This is a genomic window from Mucilaginibacter flavidus (assembly GCF_024055575.1).
GTDB classification, from domain to species: Bacteria; Bacteroidota; Bacteroidia; order Sphingobacteriales; family Sphingobacteriaceae; genus Mucilaginibacter; species Mucilaginibacter flavidus.
The window spans coordinates 261,045-283,061 of sequence record NZ_JAMXOE010000001.1 but is presented as its reverse complement, the minus strand read 5'-3'; the positions used below and the strand labels follow the sequence as shown (position 1 = coordinate 283,061).

20 protein-coding genes are annotated in these 22,017 nt (G+C 43.0%); all 20 read left to right on the top strand.

The genetic code is table 11. The annotated features are described in order from the left end of the window. Nucleotides 1–56: 56 nt before the first annotated feature. The 20 genes from NAF19_RS01235 to NAF19_RS01140 all read left to right on the top strand — a co-directional run bounded on the left by NAF19_RS01235 (nucleotide 57) and on the right by NAF19_RS01140 (nucleotide 21,847). Nucleotides 57–815 (top strand): SDR family oxidoreductase, encoded by a 759-nt coding sequence (locus NAF19_RS01235; RefSeq protein ID WP_252787921.1) that lies wholly within the window; start codon nucleotides 57–59, stop codon nucleotides 813–815. A 104-nt stretch (nucleotides 816–919) separates the two neighbouring features. Continuing rightward, nucleotides 920–1,369, top strand: coding sequence for a GatB/YqeY domain-containing protein (locus tag NAF19_RS01230; protein WP_252787920.1), 450 nt, complete (start codon nucleotides 920–922; stop codon nucleotides 1,367–1,369). A gap of 213 nt (nucleotides 1,370–1,582) precedes the next feature. Further along, nucleotides 1,583–2,347 (top strand): alpha/beta fold hydrolase, encoded by a 765-nt coding sequence (locus tag NAF19_RS01225; RefSeq protein ID WP_252787919.1) that lies wholly within the window; start codon nucleotides 1,583–1,585, stop codon nucleotides 2,345–2,347. Nucleotides 2,348–2,354: 7 nt separating this feature from the next. Beyond that, nucleotides 2,355–3,017, top strand: a complete 663-nt coding sequence (locus NAF19_RS01220; RefSeq protein WP_252787918.1) for a CBS domain-containing protein — start codon at nucleotides 2,355–2,357, stop codon at nucleotides 3,015–3,017. A 147-nt stretch (nucleotides 3,018–3,164) separates the two neighbouring features. Then, nucleotides 3,165–4,046, top strand: coding sequence for an NAD kinase (locus tag NAF19_RS01215; protein WP_252787917.1), 882 nt, complete (start codon nucleotides 3,165–3,167; stop codon nucleotides 4,044–4,046). Between the two features lie 9 nt (nucleotides 4,047–4,055). Next, nucleotides 4,056–4,841 (top strand): type IX secretion system protein PorG, encoded by a 786-nt coding sequence (gene porG, locus NAF19_RS01210; protein WP_252787916.1) that lies wholly within the window; start codon nucleotides 4,056–4,058, stop codon nucleotides 4,839–4,841. Between the two features lie 481 nt (nucleotides 4,842–5,322). After that, the gene (locus NAF19_RS01205) at nucleotides 5,323–5,838 is read left to right on the top strand and encodes an ExbD/TolR family protein (RefSeq protein ID WP_252787915.1); all 516 of its coding nucleotides are present in this window, start codon (nucleotides 5,323–5,325) and stop codon (nucleotides 5,836–5,838) included. 375 nt (nucleotides 5,839–6,213) lie between these two features. Continuing rightward, nucleotides 6,214–6,954, top strand: a complete 741-nt coding sequence (gene uppS, locus NAF19_RS01200) for an undecaprenyl pyrophosphate synthase (protein WP_252787914.1) — start codon at nucleotides 6,214–6,216, stop codon at nucleotides 6,952–6,954. 63 nt (nucleotides 6,955–7,017) lie between these two features. Beyond that, the gene (gene bamA, locus NAF19_RS01195; RefSeq protein WP_252787913.1) at nucleotides 7,018–9,576 is read left to right on the top strand and encodes an outer membrane protein assembly factor BamA; all 2,559 of its coding nucleotides are present in this window, start codon (nucleotides 7,018–7,020) and stop codon (nucleotides 9,574–9,576) included. A 5-nt stretch (nucleotides 9,577–9,581) separates the two neighbouring features. Continuing rightward, complete coding sequence (locus tag NAF19_RS01190; RefSeq protein ID WP_252787912.1) at nucleotides 9,582–10,112, top strand: OmpH/Skp family outer membrane protein; 531 nt, start codon at nucleotides 9,582–9,584, stop codon at nucleotides 10,110–10,112. A 45-nt stretch (nucleotides 10,113–10,157) separates the two neighbouring features. Then, nucleotides 10,158–10,670 carry an OmpH/Skp family outer membrane protein gene (locus NAF19_RS01185; protein WP_252787911.1) on the top strand — a complete coding sequence of 171 codons (513 nt, stop codon included), beginning with the start codon at nucleotides 10,158–10,160 and terminating at the stop codon, nucleotides 10,668–10,670. A 66-nt stretch (nucleotides 10,671–10,736) separates the two neighbouring features. After that, a complete protein-coding gene (gene murI, locus NAF19_RS01180) occupies nucleotides 10,737–11,570 on the top strand; it encodes a glutamate racemase (RefSeq protein WP_252787910.1) in 834 nt (277 codons plus the stop codon). 222 nt (nucleotides 11,571–11,792) lie between these two features. Continuing rightward, complete coding sequence (gene nuoH, locus NAF19_RS01175) at nucleotides 11,793–12,863, top strand: NADH-quinone oxidoreductase subunit NuoH (RefSeq protein ID WP_252787909.1); 1,071 nt, start codon at nucleotides 11,793–11,795, stop codon at nucleotides 12,861–12,863. Between the two features lie 101 nt (nucleotides 12,864–12,964). Then, a complete protein-coding gene (locus NAF19_RS01170) occupies nucleotides 12,965–13,552 on the top strand; it encodes a NuoI/complex I 23 kDa subunit family protein (RefSeq protein WP_252787908.1) in 588 nt (195 codons plus the stop codon). Continuing rightward, a complete protein-coding gene (locus tag NAF19_RS01165) occupies nucleotides 13,549–14,097 on the top strand; it encodes an NADH-quinone oxidoreductase subunit J family protein (protein WP_252787907.1) in 549 nt (182 codons plus the stop codon). Before NAF19_RS01170 ends, NAF19_RS01165 begins: the two co-directional genes overlap by 4 nt. After that, nucleotides 14,094–14,399, top strand: a complete 306-nt coding sequence (gene nuoK / locus NAF19_RS01160) for an NADH-quinone oxidoreductase subunit NuoK (RefSeq protein ID WP_252787906.1) — start codon at nucleotides 14,094–14,096, stop codon at nucleotides 14,397–14,399. The genes NAF19_RS01165 and nuoK overlap by 4 nt, the downstream gene beginning before the upstream one ends. 119 nt (nucleotides 14,400–14,518) lie before the next feature. Continuing rightward, nucleotides 14,519–16,618 carry an NADH-quinone oxidoreductase subunit L gene (gene nuoL / locus NAF19_RS01155; RefSeq protein WP_252787905.1) on the top strand — a complete coding sequence of 700 codons (2,100 nt, stop codon included), beginning with the start codon at nucleotides 14,519–14,521 and terminating at the stop codon, nucleotides 16,616–16,618. 133 nt (nucleotides 16,619–16,751) lie between these two features. Further along, the gene (locus tag NAF19_RS01150) at nucleotides 16,752–18,356 is read left to right on the top strand and encodes a complex I subunit 4 family protein (RefSeq protein ID WP_252787904.1); all 1,605 of its coding nucleotides are present in this window, start codon (nucleotides 16,752–16,754) and stop codon (nucleotides 18,354–18,356) included. Nucleotides 18,357–18,466: 110 nt separating this feature from the next. Then, nucleotides 18,467–20,329, top strand: a complete 1,863-nt coding sequence (locus NAF19_RS01145; protein WP_252787903.1) for a DUF4139 domain-containing protein — start codon at nucleotides 18,467–18,469, stop codon at nucleotides 20,327–20,329. A gap of 6 nt (nucleotides 20,330–20,335) precedes the next feature. After that, the gene (locus NAF19_RS01140) at nucleotides 20,336–21,847 is read left to right on the top strand and encodes an NADH-quinone oxidoreductase subunit N (RefSeq protein ID WP_252787902.1); all 1,512 of its coding nucleotides are present in this window, start codon (nucleotides 20,336–20,338) and stop codon (nucleotides 21,845–21,847) included. Nucleotides 21,848–22,017 lie beyond the last annotated feature (170 nt).

Below are 22,017 nucleotides of genomic sequence, written 5' to 3'. Positions count from 1 at the left end.
AAATGACAACTTTATCCAATCAAAAAACATAATTTCGCTGCGATAGTTACCTATGTATGGCTAAAATTGCATTAATAACAGGCGCCACATCAGGAATTGGTGAGGCCTGCGCTCATTTATTTGCGCGCGAAAAGTATAATTTGATATTAACCGGCCGCCGGATTGACAGGCTGGAGAAGCTTGCAAAAAAGCTAAATACCAAATACAACGTTGAAATTGCTGTATCGCAGTTCGACGTAAGGAACAGGGAAGAGGTAGCTGAAAATCTTGAAAACTTACCTGCCAAATGGAAAAAGGTAAATGTGCTGATTAACAACGCCGGCCTGAGCCAGGGACTTGACCCGATTGACAAAGGCAGCCTTGATGATTGGGACACTATGATTGACACTAATGTAAAGGGCTTACTTTATGTAAGTAAAATAGTAGCCAATTGGATGATAAAAAACGGCAGCGGGCATATTGTAAATATAGGTTCGATTGCCGGTAAAGAAGTTTATGCCAATGGCAATGTATACTGTGCCAGTAAACATGCGGTTGATGCCCTAAATAAAGGCATGCGGATTGACCTGTTGCCACATGGCATAAAAGTTACGGCCATACATCCGGGAGCAGTGGAAACTGAGTTTTCGGAAGTTAGGTTCAAAGGCGATAAAGAAAGGGCAAAAAAGGTTTATGACGGCTTCGATCCGTTGGTAGCCGATGATATAGCTGAAACCATTTGGTTTGCCGTATCGCGCCCGGCGCATGTAAACATTAACGATATGGTAGTAATGCCAACAGCGCAGGCAAATGCGACCACTATATTTAGAGATTAGAGAGCAGAGGTTAGAGATAGGAAAAATCTGCGTTCTTAAATCCGAAATCGAACATTTGAAATCCGAAATAAAAAATCCAACAATTCGCTAAATCACAAATTAAAATGTCACTCATAACTCAAATTGACCAGGATATAAAACAAGCTATGCTGGCAAAACAGGCCGACCGTTTGCGGGGGCTGCGGGCCATTAAATCGGCTTTGCTTTTGGCTCGTACCGAAAAGGGCGCTGCCGAAGAATTGACCAGCGAAGCTGAAATTAAAGTGCTGCAAAAACTGGTAAAACAACGCAAGGAATCGGCAGAGATCTATAAAACACAAAATCGCGAGGATTTGTACCAGATTGAAATGGACGAAATGAAGGTTATTGAGCCTTACCTGCCACAGCAAATGACCCGTTTTGAAATTGAAGGTTACCTGCAGGAAGTGATAAGCCGTATTGGGGCAACATCAGTTAGCGATATGGGCAAAGTAATGGGCATTGCCAACAAAGAACTGGCAGGCCAGGCTGATGGCCGGACGATATCGGAAGTGGTGAAGCAGTTGTTGGGGTAGTTGTTGAAATGTTACAACGTTGTAAGGTTGAAAAGTTGCAAAAATTTGATTTCTAATAGTTGATACAACATTACAGCTTTTTAACTTTCAAACATTCCAACAAAATAACTTGCATCTAACAAGCAATAAGCTATTTTTATAGCGAAAATATTTGAAGATGAAACCGGCAAAATTGACAGCCGGGTGTTTAAAATTTAAACTTTACAAATTTATATGGATTTCGTGCTTAAAGAGGAACACGGTTTTAGTTATATCGATGAGGGCGAAGGAGAAGTTCTGTTGTTATTACACGGCTTAATGGGTGCATTGAGCAACTGGGATAAGGTGATAGAGGAATTCAGGGGGCAGTACAGGGTAATTATACCAATACTGCCGATATATGATTTACCGTTATTAACTACAGGGGTTAAAACCCTTGCTAAGTATGTGCACAAGTTTGTAAAGTATAAAAAGCTTAACAACGTAACGCTGCTGGGCAACTCATTGGGTGGGCATGTGGCCTTAATATATGTGTTGTCGCATCCAACTTATGTGAAGGCAATGGTATTAACCGGCAGCTCGGGCCTGTATGAAAATGCTTTTGGCGGCTCCTTCCCACGGCGCGAGAGTTATGATTTTGTGAAAGAGAAGGTAGAATATACTTTTTATGACCCCAATACGGCAACCAAAGAACTAGTTGATGACGTATATCGTATAATAAATGACAGGCACAGCGTTATCAGGATACTGGCAATGGCAAAATCGGCTATACGGCACAATATGAATGCCGATTTGAATAAGATAAAAGTACCGGTAGCGCTAATATGGGGGCGCGATGATAAAATTACTCCGCCGGAGGTCGCGGTTGAATTTAACCAACTGCTGCCCGATTCAGAACTGCACTGGATAGAAAAATGCGGGCATGCACCTATGATGGAGCAGCCCGAAGAGTTTAACAAGTACTTAAAACCGTTTTTAGAGAAAATTAACCGAAAATAAATAGAAGATGCTTGCAATTGAATTAATAGCTGACGCGATACCGCCGGTACATACCTCTGACCCGATTCAGAAGGCTATTGACCGTATGGTGGAGTTTCGTATACGCCATTTGCCAATTGTAAACGAGGAACAGTTTTTGGGCTTATTGTCTGAAAACGATTTAATAGGGGAGAGCGATCTGCAGACGCCGGTAGGAGCGCTTACCCTTTCGCTGGTTAATCCATACGTGCTGGAAGGGCAACATATTTATGATGTTATCCGCCTGTTTCACGAGCGGCAGGTAACCGTTGTTCCGGTGCTTGATGCTGCCAAAAATTATTTGGGCCTTATTACCATTAATGCTTTAACGGAATATTTTGCCGGTCTTACTTCGGTAAGCCAGCCGGGCGGTATAATTGTGCTCGAGATAAGCAACAAAAATAACTCACTTGCCCACATGGCGCAGATAGTGGAGTCGGACAATGCGCAAATACTGAGCTCATACGTACGTACCTTCCCCGACTCAACCAGGATGGAAGTTACCCTGAAGGTAAATAAACAGGATATATCGGCCATAATTGCCACTTTTTTACGATACGAATACGACATAAAAGCAACCTTTAATCACAGCGACGAAAACGACAATTCGAGAGACAGGTATAATTCGTTGATGAACTATTTGAACCTTTAGTTTCATTATTTCACTGGTTCATTAGTTCATTTGTACCAGGTATTAAATTAGCAGAAAGATTTAGATAATTATTCCCTTTACGAAATCCCACAGGCAGGTATCAAACTACCCACCAATGAACTAATTAACAAATGAACCAATAAACTAATGAGAATAGCAGTTTACGGCAGGCAATTTAATGACGGAATAGTTGTTCCCTATATTCAGCAGGTGTTTGACAAGTTGGCGATGCATGGCGTCGAAATTTACGTTCACCCTCAGCTTTGTGAGTTTTTAAAGGAGAATGTTAAATCGGTACAATACAAAGTGCTGGATGATACGGTTAAACTAAAAGGGTTCATCGATTTGTTTTTAACCCTTGGCGGCGACGGCACCTTGCTTGATATGGTCGCGGTTATCCGCGACTCTGGCATCCCCGTAATAGGGATAAATTTTGGCCGCCTTGGCTTTTTGGCAAGCATCAATAAAAATGATATCGACGCTGCTATTTATGCAGTGGTAAATAAACAATTCACGCTGGATAGCCGTGAATTGCTGAGCATCGATTCGGAAATGGAAATATTTGGCAAGGACAATTTTGCCCTTAATGACATTACCATTCATAAGCGGGATGATGCAGCGATGATTACCACCCACGTTTTTTTAAATAAGGAATTTTTAAACTCTTATTGGGGCGATGGCATTATTATATCCAGTTCGACAGGCTCAACAGCTTATTCATTAAGTTGTGGCGGGCCTATTATCTTCCCCGAGTCGAACAGTATTGTATTGACGCCGGTTGCACCTCATAACTTAAACGTGAGGCCTATTGTGCTGCCCGACACCAGCATACTGGCTTTTGATGTGGAGTGCCGCAGCAATAATTACCTGGTATCGTGCGATTCGCGTACGGCAATTATTGATAAAACCATGCGTTTCCAGGTTAGCAAAGCCGAATTCAGGCTAAATCTTATCCGTTTGAATAATGAAAGTTACTTATCAACGTTAAGGAACAAATTGTTGTGGGGCCTTGATGTCCGCAATTACTAAATTCAGCTGATGGCTAAACTTGTACCAATCATATTTTTTTTGTTTTTATCCTTTAGCCTTAAGGCGCAAACCTGGGAGTTCGGCGTGGGTGCGGGCGGTGCGGGCTACATGGGCGATCTGAACCCTAAGAACCCGGTAAAGGTTAGTGGTTATTCTTTCGGCGCGTTTGCCAAACGGAATTTTAACGGGTATTTATCCGCCAGGCTAAATTACACCTATGGCAAAATTGCCGCTGCCGACAGCAACTCAAACAACCAGCAATTCCGCGACAGGAATTTAAGCTTCACCACAACACTAAGTGAGATAAGCCTGATAGGTGAGTTTAACTTTATGCATTATATACCTGATGCTGGAAAAAATAAATACTCGCCCTACCTTTTTTTAGGAATTGCGTCGGTTAATTATTCGCCCACCACAATATATAACGGGGCAAAGTACGACCTAAGAGCGGCCCAAACCGAAGGTGAGCCAAAACCTTACCCTACAAGCACGCTTGCTGCATTGTATGGCGCCGGCATCAAATATAATGTCGCCGGTAAATTTACCCTTGGCGCCGAGTTGGGTTACCGCAATGCGTTTACCGATTACTTGGACGATGTTAGCGGCGTCTATGTTAATAAAGGTGCAGGTCAAAGTGTTTCAAAGGCCCTTGCCGACCGCTCGGGTGAGAAAACCGGCATTTACCTGGGGATCCCCGGCACCCAACGGGGCGATTCGCGCCCCCGCGACACCTACTTTTTTGCACAGGTCACCTTCTCGTACACCTTTGTTACGCAGAAGTGTTATTTTCAGTAAGTCTGAGAGTCGGAAAGTCAGTAAAGTCCGAAAGACGAAATGTGTTAAAGCCTGAAGTTTGTCAATTTCATAGCGTGAATTCGTCATCAATCATCATTGGCATGGAGATTGTTTTAGAATGTTGTTGACTGTCTGTTTAGTGCAGGCCAGCGACCTGCCCTGATGAATTGCGCCCCTTTGGGGCTTTGACTGTTTCTCTTCGATTAAAGATGCCAGTTTTTTAAAAGTAAATAGGAACAAATCATATCATAAGCATACACACCCAGCCCCAACGGGGCGGCATTCGTAAGCACAGGTCGCAGGCCTGTGCTATAAACAATAATTCCATCGCCCCCAGAATCCTAAAATCCTTAAATCCAATAAATCTTTGTTTTTATTTGCATCATTGTTGCAATAAATAATTTTCACCTGCGTTATACTGTAAGATCAGTTGCATCTGTTTGCGCTGGTAAACAATTATTTAACCTTAAACTTTACTGTCATGGCTGAGCTAAATCAATCCTCGGGGAAAACAGGTGGAAGGCACACCAAAAGAATGCCTGTCCGCGTAGATCTGACTGCAATGGTCGATCTCGCATTTTTGCTGATTACTTTCTTTATGCTGACCACATCGCTTGTAAAACCGAGAGCAATGAAACTGGTGATGCCGGTTCCCGGCCCCGACGGTTTTGTTTCCGAAAAAACCACGATGACCATCTGTCTGGGCAAAAAGAACCAGGCAATGTATTATTTAGGGATGGCAGATAAACCTTTAACTACCCCTAAACTTACTGGCTATGGCATGCAAATACGTAAAGTGATTGTTGATATGACCAAACAGGTTTATGCATCGACAGGCAAAACTATGATGGTAATAATTAAACCCGCAGAACACTCGATTTACGAAAATCTTGTTAATACGCTTGACGAACTAAACATTACCAGGGTGCCGTCATATGCGATAGCTGCGATATCGCCAAAAGATATCGAGTTATTGAAGGATAAAGGGATTTATTGAAGTCCGAAAAGTCAGTGAAGTCCGGAAAGACGAAAGAAATTAGCCGGGTTTAGGTGAATTTGAGTTGATTAAGTTGCCCTGGGACCGTAGCGTCTTTGGAACTTTTCGGACAGCTTTTTCTTCGGACTTTACTGACTTTTCCGACTTTCCGGACTTTCAAGACTACGCAATAATTCTTTTCCTTCCTCATAATAAAAAAACTACAATTAAGTTTTTACCTTTGTCCCCTGAAAAAAACAGCGCAAGTTGTTGAAAATGGGACTAAAACCGGGGCGACTTGCAATAATAGCTGGCCCGGCTGGTTATTAATTATGCATTTTTCAACCAAAAAAATGCTTTTTGAAGCCGTTTTTTACGGCTGTTATAAATGTTATAATGGGATATAGGGAACAGATTGATTTGTTAAAATTGCCGCAGCACATAGCTATTATTATGGATGGCAATGGCCGTTGGGCAAAAGAAAAAGGCAAATTGAGAATATTCGGCCATCATAACGGGGTGCTTTCGGTTAGGGATGTGGTTGAAGGGGCTACGCTGTTAAATTTAAAGTACCTTACGCTTTATACTTTCTCATCTGAAAACTGGAACCGCCCGAAGCTTGAAGTAATGGCGATAATGGAGCTGATGGTAAGCACCATTCATAAAGAGATCAGAAACTTTATGGAAAAAAACGTGCGCCTTTCAACCATAGGCGACTTAAACATGCTGCCTGACAAGGCCCACCGCGAACTGGTAAACGCAATGGAACAAACCAGTGGCAACACGGGTTTGGTGCTAACGCTGGCTTTAAGCTACAGCTCGCGCCGCGAAATTGTGAGCGCTGCCAAAAACATTGCAGCCAAAGTGCAAAGCGGCGAATTAAATATTGATGATATTGATGAGGAGACTTTTGAAAACAACTTATATACCAAAGGCATGCCCAACCCCGAACTGCTGATTAGAACCAGCGGCGAACACCGGATAAGTAACTACCTGCTGTGGCAAATTGCCTATGCCGAATTGTACTTCACCACAAAGTTATGGCCTGATTTTCGCAAGGAAGATTTGTATGAAGCTATACTTGATTATCAGAAACGCGAGCGCCGTTTTGGTATGACAAGTGAGCAGGTCAACTAAATTTTTAACTTTAACACTTTTTAACAACTGTATAAATTATTTTTAGCCCACTAAAATATTCGAATGAATAAATTTCTTTTTGCTATACTTTTCACTGTAATAAGCACTGCTGCCATGGCCCAAATCCAGGGTAGTCAGCCCAAATATTCGTTGCCAAAGTCCACGTTACCGGCAGATAGCTTGAGCTACCTGGAACCAAAAGATTATATAATTGGGGGGGTTACCATATCCGGAACAAAATCGCTGGATAAAGATGTGTTGCTCACTATTTCGAAATTAAATAAAGGCGACCACATTACTTTGCCGGGCGAGGCTAACGCAAACGTGATAAAAAATATGTATTCGCAGGGCTTGTTTGAGGATGTACAGCTAAACGTTACAAAAATTAACCTGGATACCATTTACCTGGAGATTGCTGTTACCGAATTGCCGCGTTTATCGCGCCTGCACTTAACCGGCATCCGCAAAGGTGAAATTGATGACGTTCAGAAGAAACTATCGGATAAGGCTTACAAAATTGTTAATGCCAACCTCATAAGCACAACTACAGCTATTATTAAAAAGCATTTTAACGAAAAAGGCTTTTTAAATACCACTGTATCAATCAAACAGCGTAAGGATCCGGGTGATGCCAACAGCATCATACTCGACGTAAAGATTGATAAGCATAAAAAGGTAATGATATCTGAAGTTGACTTTGAAGGCAACAAGGATTTTAAAGATAAAAAGCTAAAGAAGTTTTTAAGTAAAACCCGTACCCGTAAATTCTATAATATTTTTGGTTCGCGTAAATTTAAGCAGGATAAGTACGACGAGGATAAGCAGAACCTTGTCACCAAAATGCAGGCACGTGGTTACAGAGATGCCGAAATAATAAAAGATTCGGTATTTAAAACCGGGCCAAATACAGTTGGTATCAAAATAAAAGTTTTTGAAGGGCACAAATATTATTTTGGTAACATCAAATGGTCGGGTAATGCAAAATACCCTGCCGAGGTGTTAAACAAAATCCTGAAAATTAAAAAAGGTGATGTATTTAGCGAAGAAGAGCTTAACAAAAGGCTAATAGGCCCAACGCCTGATAACGATGATATTTCATCTTTCTACCTGAACGATGGTTACCTTACTTACAACGCCGACCCCGTACAAACAAAGATTTATAACGATACCGTGGACATGGACCTTAGGGTTTATGAAGGCCCCCAATATACCATAAACAGGGTTATACTAAAAGGTAACGATGTAACCAACGATAAAGTGGTTATGCGTGAGATAAGGACCAAACCCGGCCAGAAGTTTAACAAAGAGTTATTGATACGCAGTACCCGCGAAATTGGGCAGTTGGGTAACTTTGATGAGCAAAAAACTGAGCCGAAGCCAACAAATATTAACCCGCAGGATGGAACTGTTGATATTGTATACAACGTAGTTGAAAAACCTTCGGACCAGATTGAACTTTCGGGTGGCTTTGGTGGCGGCCAGTTAGTAGGAACATTAGGGCTTACGTTTAATAACTTTTCGTTACGCAACCTGTTCAACTTAAAAGCATACAAACCATTGCCAAAAGGCGACGGACAGAAATTGAGCTTGCGCGGTCAGTCCAGCGGGCATACCTATCAAAACTTCTCGTTTACGTTTTCGGAGCCGTGGTTAGGTGGTAAAAAGCCAATTTATTTTGCACTATCGGCCTATACCCAGTTAAGCTCAACCGGCGACTACTATGCCAAAACTAACCCGCTGTACAATAAACTGCGCATTAACGGTATTGGTGTTACTTTAGGTAAGCGCTTAAACTGGCCTGATAACTATTTCCAGTTGAATTACTCGTTAAACTTTGACCACTATAATTTGGATAACTATACCGGTTACCTGTTTTCAAACGGAACATCGTATAATATAAAACTAACGCAGGAACTTAGCCGTAACTCTATAGATGTGCCTATATATCCAACATCGGGTTCGAACATTAAATTTACCGTGCAGGCCACGCCGCCATACTCGTTATTTAACAACATTAACTATAAAATAGCAACGCCGGAACAGCGCTACCATTTTGTTGAATACTACAAGTTTAAATACGATGCGCAGTGGTTTACTAAAATAACAGGTAAACTGGTATTGATGTCGCAAGTGAGGTTTGGCTTTTTGGGGCAATACAAATCAGAAGTTGGCCCTTCGCCTTTCGAAAGGTTTAAACTGGGGGGCGATGGTATGCAGAGCTACCAGTTTTTACAGGGTAGTGAAATTATCGGCTTAAGGGGGTATCAAAACTTCTCGATAATTCCGGAAGGCACACATTATTCAGCTGATAATAACCCGGGAAGTGCCATTTACAATAAATATACCATGGAGTTGCGCCACCCTGTAATACAGGGGCAATCGGCAACAATATTTTTATTAGCGTTTGCCGAAGGTGGAAATGTTTGGAATTCTTTTAATAAATTTGATCCGTTCAACGTAAAACGTTCAGTAGGTGTTGGAGCAAGAATATTTTTACCTATATTCGGCTTGCTTGGATTGGATTATGGCTATGGATTTGATAAAATACCGGGTATTCCGGATGCAAACAGGGGCCAGTTCCACTTCTCGATATCACAGAGCTTAAACGGCGGATTTAATTAATTGTAATGAAGAAGACAATTTTCATCCTGTTTTTTACGTTAGTAACAGTCACCGGCGCGTTTGCGCAACGGTTTGCTTATGTTGACTCGGAGTACATTTTAAAACAAATGCCCGAATATTCATCGGCACAAAAACAGATAGAAGCGCTGTCGGTATCGTGGCAAAAAGAGGTAGATCAGCGTTTCCAGGAAATTGACCGCTTATATAAGGCCTACCAGGCCGACCAGGTGTTGATGACTGCAGACATGAAGAAGAGACGTGAGGCCGAGATTGCAGATAAAGAAAAAACAGCAAAAGATTTTCAGCGTCAAAAATTTGGTCCGGATGGAGAGCTTGCATCAAAAAGTAATGCAATAATAAAACCAATACAGGATAAAATGGCAAAAGCTATACAGGCAGTTGCCGAGAATGAAAACCTGGATATGGTATTTGACAAAAACAGCGAAGTGATAATGTTATATGCGAACCCCCGGTATGATAAAAGTGCGGACGTCTTAACAAAACTTGGTTTAAAATCAACGAAAACTACAAAATAAATTTTTATAATTATCCCATTAAATTTAAACACAGAACAAAAAAAAATGAAAAATTTTCTTAAAGTTGCTTTGGTTGCAGTGTGCTTTTTAACGATAGGCAACTTTGCCAAAGCCCAAAGTAAAATCGGCTACATTAATTTCGACGCACTAATTGGTGCTATGCCTGAAGCTAAAACAGTAAAAACTACACTTGATACTTACTCAAAACAATTTACTGACGAGCTTGCTGCAATGCAAACCGAACTGCAAACAAAAGGTACTGAGTTTCAGAAAACACAAGCCAGCATGACCGATGCTGCCCGTTCTGCCAAACAAGCTGAATTGCAGGATATCCAAAAACGTATGCAGGATTACAATACCAGTGCACAACAAAAATTCGACGAAAAGTCGCAGGAATTGATTAAACCATTGTCTGATAAGGCACGTACAGCTGTTGAAGCTGTTGCTAAAGAAAAAGGCTATTCTTATGTAATGAACTCAACTCAAACCCAGTTTGTAGTTGCGCCTCCGGGTGATGACCTGATGGAAGCTGCAAAAGCTAAATTGGGTATTAAATAATAAGCATTAAGTAAACATTTATAAAGCGCCTCCATATTACGGGGCGCTTTTTTTATTTTTGTGCAGATGGTAAACAATAAGCCTATAGGCATTTTTGATTCGGGGTATGGTGGCCTGACGGTGTTCCGCTCCATATTTAAGCAGTTGCCACAGTACGATTATATTTATTTGGGCGATACCGCCAGGGCGCCTTATGGTAACCGTTCGTTCCAGACTATTCACCAATACACCTGGGAGTGTGTACGATGGTTGCTTAAACAAGGGTGCCCGCTGGTTATACTGGCATGCAATACTGCATCGGCCAAGGCGCTGCGTAATATACAACAGCTTGATTTGAAAGGCCAGGATCCGGCCAAACGGGTGTTGGGTGTTATAAGGCCAACGGCCGAAGTAATTGGCAACTATACCAAAACAAAAGAAATAGGGGTGTTGGGTACGAAAGGCACAATACAGTCCGAATCGTACAAAATGGAAATTGGTAAGTTTTTCCCGGACGTAAAAGTACACCAGCAAGCCTGTCCGCTTTGGGTGCCGCTGATTGAAAACGGTGAATACGACAAGCCCGGCGCCAACTATTTTGTAAAAAAATATCTCGACCAGGTTTTGGCGCAATCTGCAAACATCGACACGCTTTTGCTGGCCTGTACCCATTACCCGCTGATACAGCAAAAGATAGCAGCATACCTGCCAGCTAATATAAAAGTGGTATCACAAGGGGATATTGTGGCCCATAGCCTGGTCGATTATCTACATCGCCACTCCGAGATGGAAAAGAGCATCAGCACCGGTAATACCCAGCGTTTTTTTACCACTACAGACGATACGGCGGACTTTGACCACTACGGGGAATTATTTTTCGGGGCGAAAGTACAATCTGGCTTTGCGGAAATAAAGTGTTGAGTAGAGTCCGGAAGTCCGAAAAGTCAGCAAAGTCCGGAAGACGGAGAAAAGTCTAACGCCGTAAAGGTAGTGCTTAAAAGATAGTACTTCTGAAATCGCAGCTTCTTTACTGACTTTCTCTATTTTCGGACTAACACACTATTCCTACCAATCTTATCAACTATTCAACACCGTTCAACTTAATCAACCAAAATCACTAAGTTTGCAGCTAAAGCAAAGGGATTGAATTTTTATATCACATATTTTATTATTGCGATAGGACTGTTTGGTTTTTCGGCTTTGTTTGCACTTTTTGGTGTTTACGCTGAACGAAAGGTTTCAGCATTTATACAGGACAGGCTTGGTCCAACTGAAACAGGCAAATATGGTTCGCTGCAAACCTTTGCCGACATTTTAAAAATGCTGCAAAAGGAACTGATAACCCCCGCCGCCGCCGATAAGCTGCTGTTTATTTTGGCGCCTGCCATTATTTTTATTGCGGTTTACCTTGGCTTTGCAGCCTTACCGTGGGGACCGGGGTTAGTGCCCGCAAAGCTTAACCTGGGCTTGTATTACGTTTTCGCCATCATATCGATAGAAACGCTGGGAATTTTAATGGCGGGCTGGGGATCGAACAATAAATTCGCCATATTGGGTGCTATGCGTTCAGCGGCGCAGATCATATCATACGAGATACCTGCCGGGTTTGCCATTATTTCGGTGGTGATGATAGCCCAAACCCTTAACCTGCAGGATATAGCCGCGCAGCAGGGCATACTTGCAAACGAAACAACCAAATTCGCGGGCTTTTGGGATGTATCATCCATCGGCGGCTTTTTTGCCTGGAATGTTTTTCGTGCCCCGCATTTACTGGTAGCTTTTGTGATTTATTTTATAGCCTCGCTTGCCGAAAGTAACCGGGCGCCCTTTGATATACCCGAAGCAGAATCGGAACTGGTAGCCGGTTTCCACACCGAATATACGGGCTTAAGATTTGCCCTTGTATTCTTAGCAGAATACTCAATGATGTTTTTGGTATCGATGGTGGGCGTGATATTGTTTTTAGGCGCCTGGAACACTCCGCTGCCCAATATTGGCCCGGTGCATTTAGCAACATGGACAACCGGCGCGGGCTGGGGTATAATATGGATAGCAATTAAAACACTTACCCTAGTAGGTATACAAATGTGGATACGGTGGACGCTCCCCCGCTTCCGGGTTGATCAATTGATGACCCTATGCTGGAAGGTATTGACGCCCCTGGCTTTTGCTTGTATGCTGATATCGGGGGTATGGAGGCTGTGGCTAATGTAATTTCGGGTTTCGGATGTTCGATTTCGGATTTGTAATCAAAGGAATCTTTTAATCCCGAAAATCCCGGTTCAGACAAAATGAACCAATGAACTAATGAACCAATGAACAACACAATAAAAGGTTTTACTTCGGCATTAAAGGGATTATCCATCACCCTAACGCACCTGTTTGCTTCGCATAAAAAGCGTGAGCTGCTGCCTGCAAGTGACGCTAATTACTTTAAGCAGATGGAAGGCACCAATACCATTCAATATCCGCATCAAAAACTGCCAATCCCCGAGGTGGGGCGTTACCAGTTGGATGTGGAGATGGATGACTGTATTGTGTGCGACCTTTGTGCCAAAGTTTGCCCGGTTAACTGTATCGATATCGAATCGATAAAGGCTACAGAAGCTATCGGACAAACATCCGACGGTACAACCAAGAGGCTGTATGCCGCAAAGTTTGACATCGATATGGCCAAGTGCATGTATTGCGGCCTGTGTACCATCGTTTGCCCTACGGAATGTATTGTAATGACCAACCAGTACGATAAAACAGTTTTCCAGCTAAGTGACCTTACTTACCAGTTTTCGGACATGTCGCCCGAGGTGGCTGCCGAAAAACGCGCCGAGTTTGACAAGCAACAGGCCGAGCGGCAGGCGGCCAAATTAGCGGCGATGCAAAAGAAAGAGGAGGGCGGCGCATGAACTTAGCGCAGGTGCTATTTTATTTGATGGCGTTTATTGCCACTGCGTCGGCGGTATTTGTGGCTGCCACAAAAAATTTGGTGCGCAGTATTTTTATGTTTTTTATAACGCTTTTTGCTTTGGCTGGATTATATGTGCTTGCACTGGCGGATTTTGTGGCGATAACTCAAATAGTAATTTATGTTGGCGGCATCCTGGTGCTGATATTGTTTGCCTTTATGCTATCGGGCAAAGAAACGCTGAATACTATAGGTGAGCTGCGCAGCAAATTTATCAGCATAAATAAACTACCCGCACTACTACTGGCCGGCTTGTTTTTAGTTGTATTGCTGAACATGATTTTTAAACTTGATGCCGACAATTTAGGATGGGTTAAAAAGGCCCAGGTTACGCATAATATGATATTGCCAAATTCATCGATGACGGAAAATATCGGCATTAATTTAATGACCAAATACCTGCTGCCTTTTGAGGCGATCTCGGTTTTACTGATGGTAGCATTGGTAGGCGCGGCGCATTTATCACGAAAGGGGAGAAGCGCATGATATCATTAACCGATTTTTTAGTAGTAAGCGCGGTGCTGTTTTGCGTGGGTTTGTATATGATAGTATCCAAACAAAACGCCATACAGGTTTTGATAGGCATTGAGCTGATGCTGAACGGCGCCATATTAAACATGGTAGCCTTCAGCAAATACGACCGGATAAATAACGGCGGTCAAATGTTTGCGCTGTTCGCCATAGTGCTGGCGGCCGCAACAACAGCAGTAGCGCTGGCCATTATTTTAAATGTGTACAAGCAATACAAAACCATTGACCCGGGAAGTATTAATAAATTGGGGGATTAGAACCTTCGTGTCATTGCGGGGAACGAAGCAATCGCACGCCAGCATTGCGGACTTGCAAAGTTCAGAGATTGCTTCGTTCCTCCTATGACAACAAGAAATAATAAGATATAAAGTAAAAATTGAACAACTTTTTACAAGCCATAGATACCCTTACCATAAAATTTACACTCGCGGCAGTGTTACTGCCTTTGCTTGCCTTTTTAATTAACCTGGTTATTCCCGGTAAACACAATAAGATTACCGGCTGGGTATCTACGTTGGCAATTTTGTTTAGCTGCGTTTTGTCTGCAACCATATTTTCAAAAGTTTGGAACACCGGGCATTTGGTACACCAACAGTTTGCATGGTTTACGGTTGGCGAAACACAGGCTTACGTCGGTGTTTTGCTGAATAATCTTTCGGTACTGATGTTATTGCTGGTTAACCTGATTGCGCTTCCTGTGCATATTTATTCCATGGCTTACATGAAGGACGATGCCGGTTATAACCGTTATTTTTCTTTCCTGAGCTTTTTTTGTTTCAGCATGTTGGCGCTGGTAGTGGTTGATAACCTGGTGCTATTCTATATCGCCTGGGAACTTGTGGGTTTTTCATCATACCTGCTGATTGGCTTTTGGTTCAGTCGCCATAAAGCAGTCCAGGCAAATAAAAAAGCATTTATCATGAACCGGATAGGGGATATCGGTCTGCTAACGGCCATCCTTATTATCTACGCCACTTTCCACACATTTGACATCAACATACTTTTTGGCGACCATTCTATCATTAAAGCAATAACAGTTTATAATAGAGGCGAGTGGTATTCGCCGTTGACGGGCTCATTTACCATTCCAGGTGTATCATACCACTTGGATGACATTTGGCAGTTTGTAGCCTTCATAGGGATATTTTTAGCAGTTGCGGCAAAGTCTGCGCAATTTCCATTGCATACATGGCTGCCTGACGCCATGGAAGGGCCAACATCGGTTTCGGCATTAATCCACGCGGCAACCATGGTGGCTGCAGGGGTGTTTTTATTGGGCCGGGTTTATCCCATGTTTAATGGTATCGAGCTAAATATATTGGCGATTGTCGGCTGTTTTACCGCTTTTATGGCGGCAACCGTTGCGCTCACCCAAAACGATTTAAAAAGGATATTGGCGTACTCCACCATATCGCAGTTGGGCTATATGGTAATGGCTATGGGCATAGGCGCTTATTCGTCGTCGTTGTTTCACCTGGTAACACATGCGTTTTTTAAATGCCTGTTATTTTTGGTGGCGGGTATAGTTATCCACCAGATGGCGCATATAAGGGATGATAACAAACTCGACATCGACCCACAAAATATTCAGAACATGGGCGGTCTGCGTAAAAAAATGCCGCTTACGTTTATCGCTGCCCTTATTGGCGGCTTAGCGCTTATCGGCCTGCCATTTACATCGGGCTACCTGTCAAAAGATGGAATTTTAATTCAGGCTTTCCAATGGTCGCAGGGCAAAGGCTGGTTATTTATGCTCATCCCGGCATTTGCAATACTAACCACCTGGTTAACGGCTTTTTATGTGATAAGGCTTATTACAAAAGTATTTTTCGGCGATTTAAAGCTGCGGGAGCGTTTCCCCAACATTAAACTGCATATCGGCGATGGCGGCTGGCGCTATGCCGTTCCGTTGTTATTTTTAGCAGCCGGCAGCCTGTTCCCTGTTTTCTCATTTAATCCATTCAGCTATGAGCATTCATGGCTCTATCACGGCATGTTTCAAACAGGCGCTACCGCCGGTGAAGGACTGTTTCATGTGATTGTACCTGTTGGTGTAAATATTTTCAGCGTGCTGGTTATTTATGCTGCGTACCGTATTTATGCAAAACAAAAGACAAACCCTTTTTCGCAAACCAGCATGCTTTACAGGCTATCGGCAAACGAATGGTATTTTGACGAAATATACAAAAAGTACATCGTAGTACCTGTGCTGGCCATGGGCCGGGCTACATTCAGGTTAGACAGGCGGGTTATCGACGGCTTTATTCATTCCGTGGCCTATGCGGGCATGGCGCTGGCAAAAGCAGCGATGTGGACGGATAGATACATCATTGATGGCTTTTTAAATTTGATAGTAGCTGTAGTACAATCCATCGGTAACTTTGCACGCCGTTTCCAGGGCGGTAAGGTGCAGTATTATATTTACAGTATGCTGGTGGTTATTTTGGTAATATTTATTTTAACAACACTGATATGAGGAGAGGTAAAGGGTTAAAGGTAAAAGGCGAAAGGATCGGGGTTTTCCTTGGTCCTGTTTTTCCTATCTTGATTCTTGACTCTTGGCTCTTAATTCTCAATTCCTGGTTCTTGACTTTTAATTTTTGCGCCCGATGAACATCCTGACCCTACTCATATTTACTCCCATCCTGGTCGCATTCGTTATCGCGGTGCTGCCGTCATCGTGGCGGGCGGGCTTTAAATACATAACGCTGGCAACAACCCTGGTGCAACTGGGCATGAGCATCTGGATTTATACCCAATTTAAAAATGGGGCAAGCTTTGCCGGTGTTAACCACGAAGGGCAGTTCCAATTTATGCAAAAGCTGCCATGGATAAACCTTGACCTGGGTGCCATGGGCAAAATGCAGATTGATTATTTTGTGGGGATAGATGGCCTTTCGATAGCGTTGCTGGTCATGACTTCGCTGGTATTGGTTATTGCCGCCCTGGCATCCTGGGAAATAAAAAGCAACCTGAAAGGCTTCTTCGTGCTGTTTTTGATATTGGATATGGCCGTGATAGGCGTATTTTGCTCGCTGGATTTCTTCCTGTTCTATATCTTTTATGAATTGATGTTGCTGCCATTATACTTCCTGATAGGTATGTGGGGCGGCGCACGACGTGAATATGCGGCTATAAAATTCTTCCTGTACACCTTATTCGGTTCGGTATTTATGCTGCTGGTGATGATCGGACTCTACCTGTCGGTTAAAGACCCTGTAACGGGTAACCACACCTTCAGCATGATACAAATGATGAACCCGGCCAATTATGAGTCAGGTTCGGTATTTTCCGTATTAAGCCATGCAACTATTTTAGGTATGCCGGCCCGTACGGTTGGGTTTGTGGTGCTCTTTATTGCCTTTGCCATTAAAGTGCCGGTGGTGCCGCTGCATACCTGGCTGCCTGATGCGCACGTGGAAGCGCCTACTCCGGTTTCAATTATTTTAGCTGGTATTCTGCTAAAAATTGGTGGCTATGGTATTATCCGTATTTGTGTTGGCATCTTCCCCGAAATAGCGCATGCCGATGCCTACTGGCTGGGGATGATTGGGGTAATATCCATCATCTATGGCGCATTGAACGCCCTTGCCCAGCAGGATTTAAAACGCATGATAGCCTACTCATCCGTATCGCACATGGGGTTTGTTTTACTGGGGATAGCCTCAATGACTACCGAGGGCTTGAGCGGTGCAGTTATGCAGATGGTTAGCCATGGTTTTTTATCAACCATGCTGTTCTTTTTGGCCGGTGTGATCTACAACCGGGTACACGACAGGGGCATCAACCACTTCCGCGGACTTGCGGCCATTATGCCGAAATATACATCATTTGTGGTGATTGCTTTTTTTGCATCGTTAGGTTTGCCTGGCTTCTCGGCATTTATTGGCGAGGCATTTTCACTTACCGGGGCTTTTAAATCGCCATCAGTAAATGGTTTGCTGCCGTACTGGATGCCGGTATGTGGGTCGGTAGGCATATTGCTGGGTGCAGCCTATTTTTTATGGACGCTGCAGCGAATGTTTTTTGGTACGTTAAACTTAAAAGGCGGCTCGGTGTGGAAAACTGCCCTTGCCGATTTGAATATTCGTGAAAAATTAACATTGCTACCTTTAGCTTTACTTACGCTTGTTTTGGGTTTGATGCCTTCGCTGGTGTTTGGCAAGATAAACGACTCGGTAGTTGCATTTATACAATTTTTAGGCTCGAAATAAATAATTGCGCGTGCCTTGTGGAAAAGCACGTGCGGCCGCATCCTGTAATTACAAAGCTCATTTATAAACGCTTTGAATTAACAGGAACTATTTATTTAACCCTAAAGATGATGTGTAAGAAATTAATAATGGCTGCATTTGTATTATTTATAGCGATAGCAGCAAAAGCCGATGAGGGCCAGAAAGTAGCATCGAAAGTTGAAAAAGTGATCGTATTTTTAAAAGGCGCGCAGGTAACGCGTTCGGCAATGGTAAATATACCCGCTGGTACCACCGACTTGGTTTTCGGTGAAATATCGCCGGGCATCGATGTACAAAGTATACAGGTGCATGCCAATGGAGAATTTACCATTCTTTCGGTCAAACATGAGATGAATTACCTTGGAGAAGAATTGAAGGCAAAACAGGTGGGAGACCTGCTGGCAAGGCAAAAGGAACTAAGGGATAAAATCGAATTGCAAAACAGCCTGATGGCCATATACCAGCAGGAAGAGATAATGCTCGGAAAGAATCAATTGGTAAAAGCTGATAATTTAACACTTGACGTGCTGAAGCTAAAAGAAGCTCTGGATTTTCAAACTGCGAGGCTTACGTCCTTAAAAGAAAAACAGCAGGCTGTAACTAATCAAATTGCTGTGCTTAACAGCGAACTGCAAAAATTCGACAAGCAGATAGCAGACCTTAACCGCGGACGTAGTACAGCGACAAGCAATATCCGGGTTACAGTATCATCAAAAAATGTGCTGCAATCATTATTTACATTAAGCTATGTGGTACAAAATGCGGGTTGGTACCCAACTTACGACATCAGGGCGAAAAACGTAAACAGCCCGGTGAGCATTGCCTATAAAGCTAATGTGAGCCAGCAAAGCGGCGAGGAATGGAAAAACGTAAAACTCACCCTTTCCACAGGTAACCCGGCAGTTAGCGGTAACAAACCCGACCTAGCACCCTATTACCTTAACGTGGGCATGTATTATAACGACCCAATGAGGGCAGTAACGCGCGTAACCGGTCGGGTTTATGGTACAGATGACCGTCAGCCAATACCCGGCGCTTCGGTACTGATTAAAGGAACGACCATTGGCACCGTTACCGATGCCGGCGGCAATTTCTCTTTACAAGTCCCGCCGGGGGCCCAAACCCTTGCGATTACTTATATCGGGTATAAAAGAGAAGAGCGCCCCATAAGCGCAGGCCTTTTGAATATCGGGCTTAATCCCAGTGCGAACCAATTAAACGAAGTTGTGGTGGTAGGTTATAGCACAGAATATAACGACAATCGCCAATATGCCAAAAAAGATGTCACAGGGGCGGTTTCTGAAGTGACCTCCATACCTATCGCCGTTAATAAAGTGGAGAACCAAACCAACGTAGAGTTTAATATCGATAATCCTTATTCGATCCCTACCGATGGCAAGCAGTATTTGGTGGAGATAAACCAGGTTGAGGTTAAATCAGGGTTCCAGTACTATGTTGCCCCTAAAATTAATACCGATGTGTTTTTAACCGCCCAGTTAACCGATTGGAATAAATATAGCTTTTTGTCGGGCGAAGCAAACCTGTATTTCGAAGGTACATTTATCGGTAAGTCATTAATTGATGTAAACAATGCCGCCGATACTTTAAACCTTTCGCTCGGCACCGATAAAAATATCGTGGTCACCCGCACCCTCGAAAAAAACCTCACCCAAAACCAAACTTTCGGTTCTAATAAAAAGGAAACCAAAAGCTGGATAATAGAAATTAAAAACCGGAAAAACCAAAAAATAAACCTGCTGGTTGACGACCAGGTGCCCGTTTCGCAAAATTCATCTATCGAGGTAGAAACACAGGAAGCATCGGGCGCAAAACCTGATGCACTAACAGGCAAGGTTTCATGGAATTTCCTGCTAAATTCGCAGGAAGATAAAAAGGTACAATTAACATACATGGTTAAATATCCAAAAAGCCAGCAGGTAATAGTTCAGTAACAGTAAATGCACGATTTAATACCATTTATACCGGGTTCAGTAAACGATGTTTTAGGCAGCTTACCCTTCTTTTTGCCCGAAATTTATTTAACCGCATTGTTTATACTGGTATTGATAACCAATTTACTGTTCGGTCGCAACTCCGAAAAATTATGCAGGATAATTGCCTGCGCCGGAATTTTGCTGGTAATTCAACGGGATTACCAGCAAATTCAGTTGCTGTTTATGAGCGGCAGACTTAACGGGCAGTTCTTGTTTAACGAAATGCTGCTGCTTAACCGCACGGCCATCAACTTTAAATTTATTATTGATGCATTGGCCTTTGTGCTGCTGCTTTATTTTGGATGGGATAACCGCCTGAAATCCCACCCTAAAGGGCTGTCGGATTTATATACCATCGTCATCGGTTCTGTGCTTGGCCTGCATTTAATGGCTATGGCGGTTAACCTGCTATCCATCTACCTGGCTATCGAGATGGTGTCCATCGCCTCCTACCTGATGGTGACCTACCGGTCTGAAAACGCTTTTGGTACCGAGGCTGGTTTAAAATACGTGCTGTTTGGAGCGGCATCTTCCGCTATGATGTTGTACGGGATATCGCTGTTATACGGCTTTACGGGCTCGCTTAATTTATTCAGCGGTAATTTGTTGCCGGGGCTTATACAGGCTAACCCGGTAGCCGTGTCGTTTTCGCTGGTGCTGGTATTGGTGGGTATCGGGTTTAAATTATCATTTGTTCCCATTCACTTTTGGGTGCCCGATGTTTATGAAGGGGCATCAACCCCGGTAACTGCGTGGCTTTCCACTCTGCCCAAAATTGCCGGCTTTGCCTTGCTGATAAATTTTTTACGCCCCTTCGTTTACTTCGAAAAGTGGGACGGCTTTGATTTTAAACTGGCGCTAAGCATCATCGGTATTATTACCATGATTGCCGGGAATTTTGCGGCTATCATGCAGCGCAATGTTAAACGTATGCTGGCTTATTCCAGCATTGGGCATACTGGGTTTGCTTTAATGGCGATAGTAACTTACAACTCAACAGGAATAGCTGCCTTAACATTTTACCTCGCGGTATACGGCCTGGCGAATATTGGCGCACTAGCGCTGGCCACCTATTTTGCCAATGCCCTTGATGCCGATGATATGAACAGCTATAAAGGCCTCGGCCTAAAGTACCCGGCTGCTTCAGTTTGCTTTGTAATTGTGCTGGTATCGTTAACCGGATTGCCAATTAGTGCGGGCTTTACGGGTAAGGTACTGGTGTTTTCATCGGTATACGGCATTTACCAGCAAAACCATAACTTATGGCTCCTGTTGCTGATGATAACAGGGGCGTTAACCACCGTAGTATCGCTGTTTTACTACATTAAAATCCCCCTCAATTTGTTCCTGAAACGGACTGAATTTGTTAAAAATACACTTATAAAGTCGCAAAATATTATCGTTTTAAGCATAATTATATCTGTTTTGATTGTTTTACTGGGTGTTTGGCCCGATTTTCTGTTCAAACTGTTCTGAAAACCCTGTTTTTGATACTTTTTTAACATAAATTGTATTTTTTATTTGGTTTGTATTAATTAAAATCATAATTTCAGCAACTTTTTCATCTGAGCCATTGCACAGGTATGAAAAGCTAAGGGTAGTTTAACTAACGAAACTAGACCATTTATAAACCTATATTATGACGA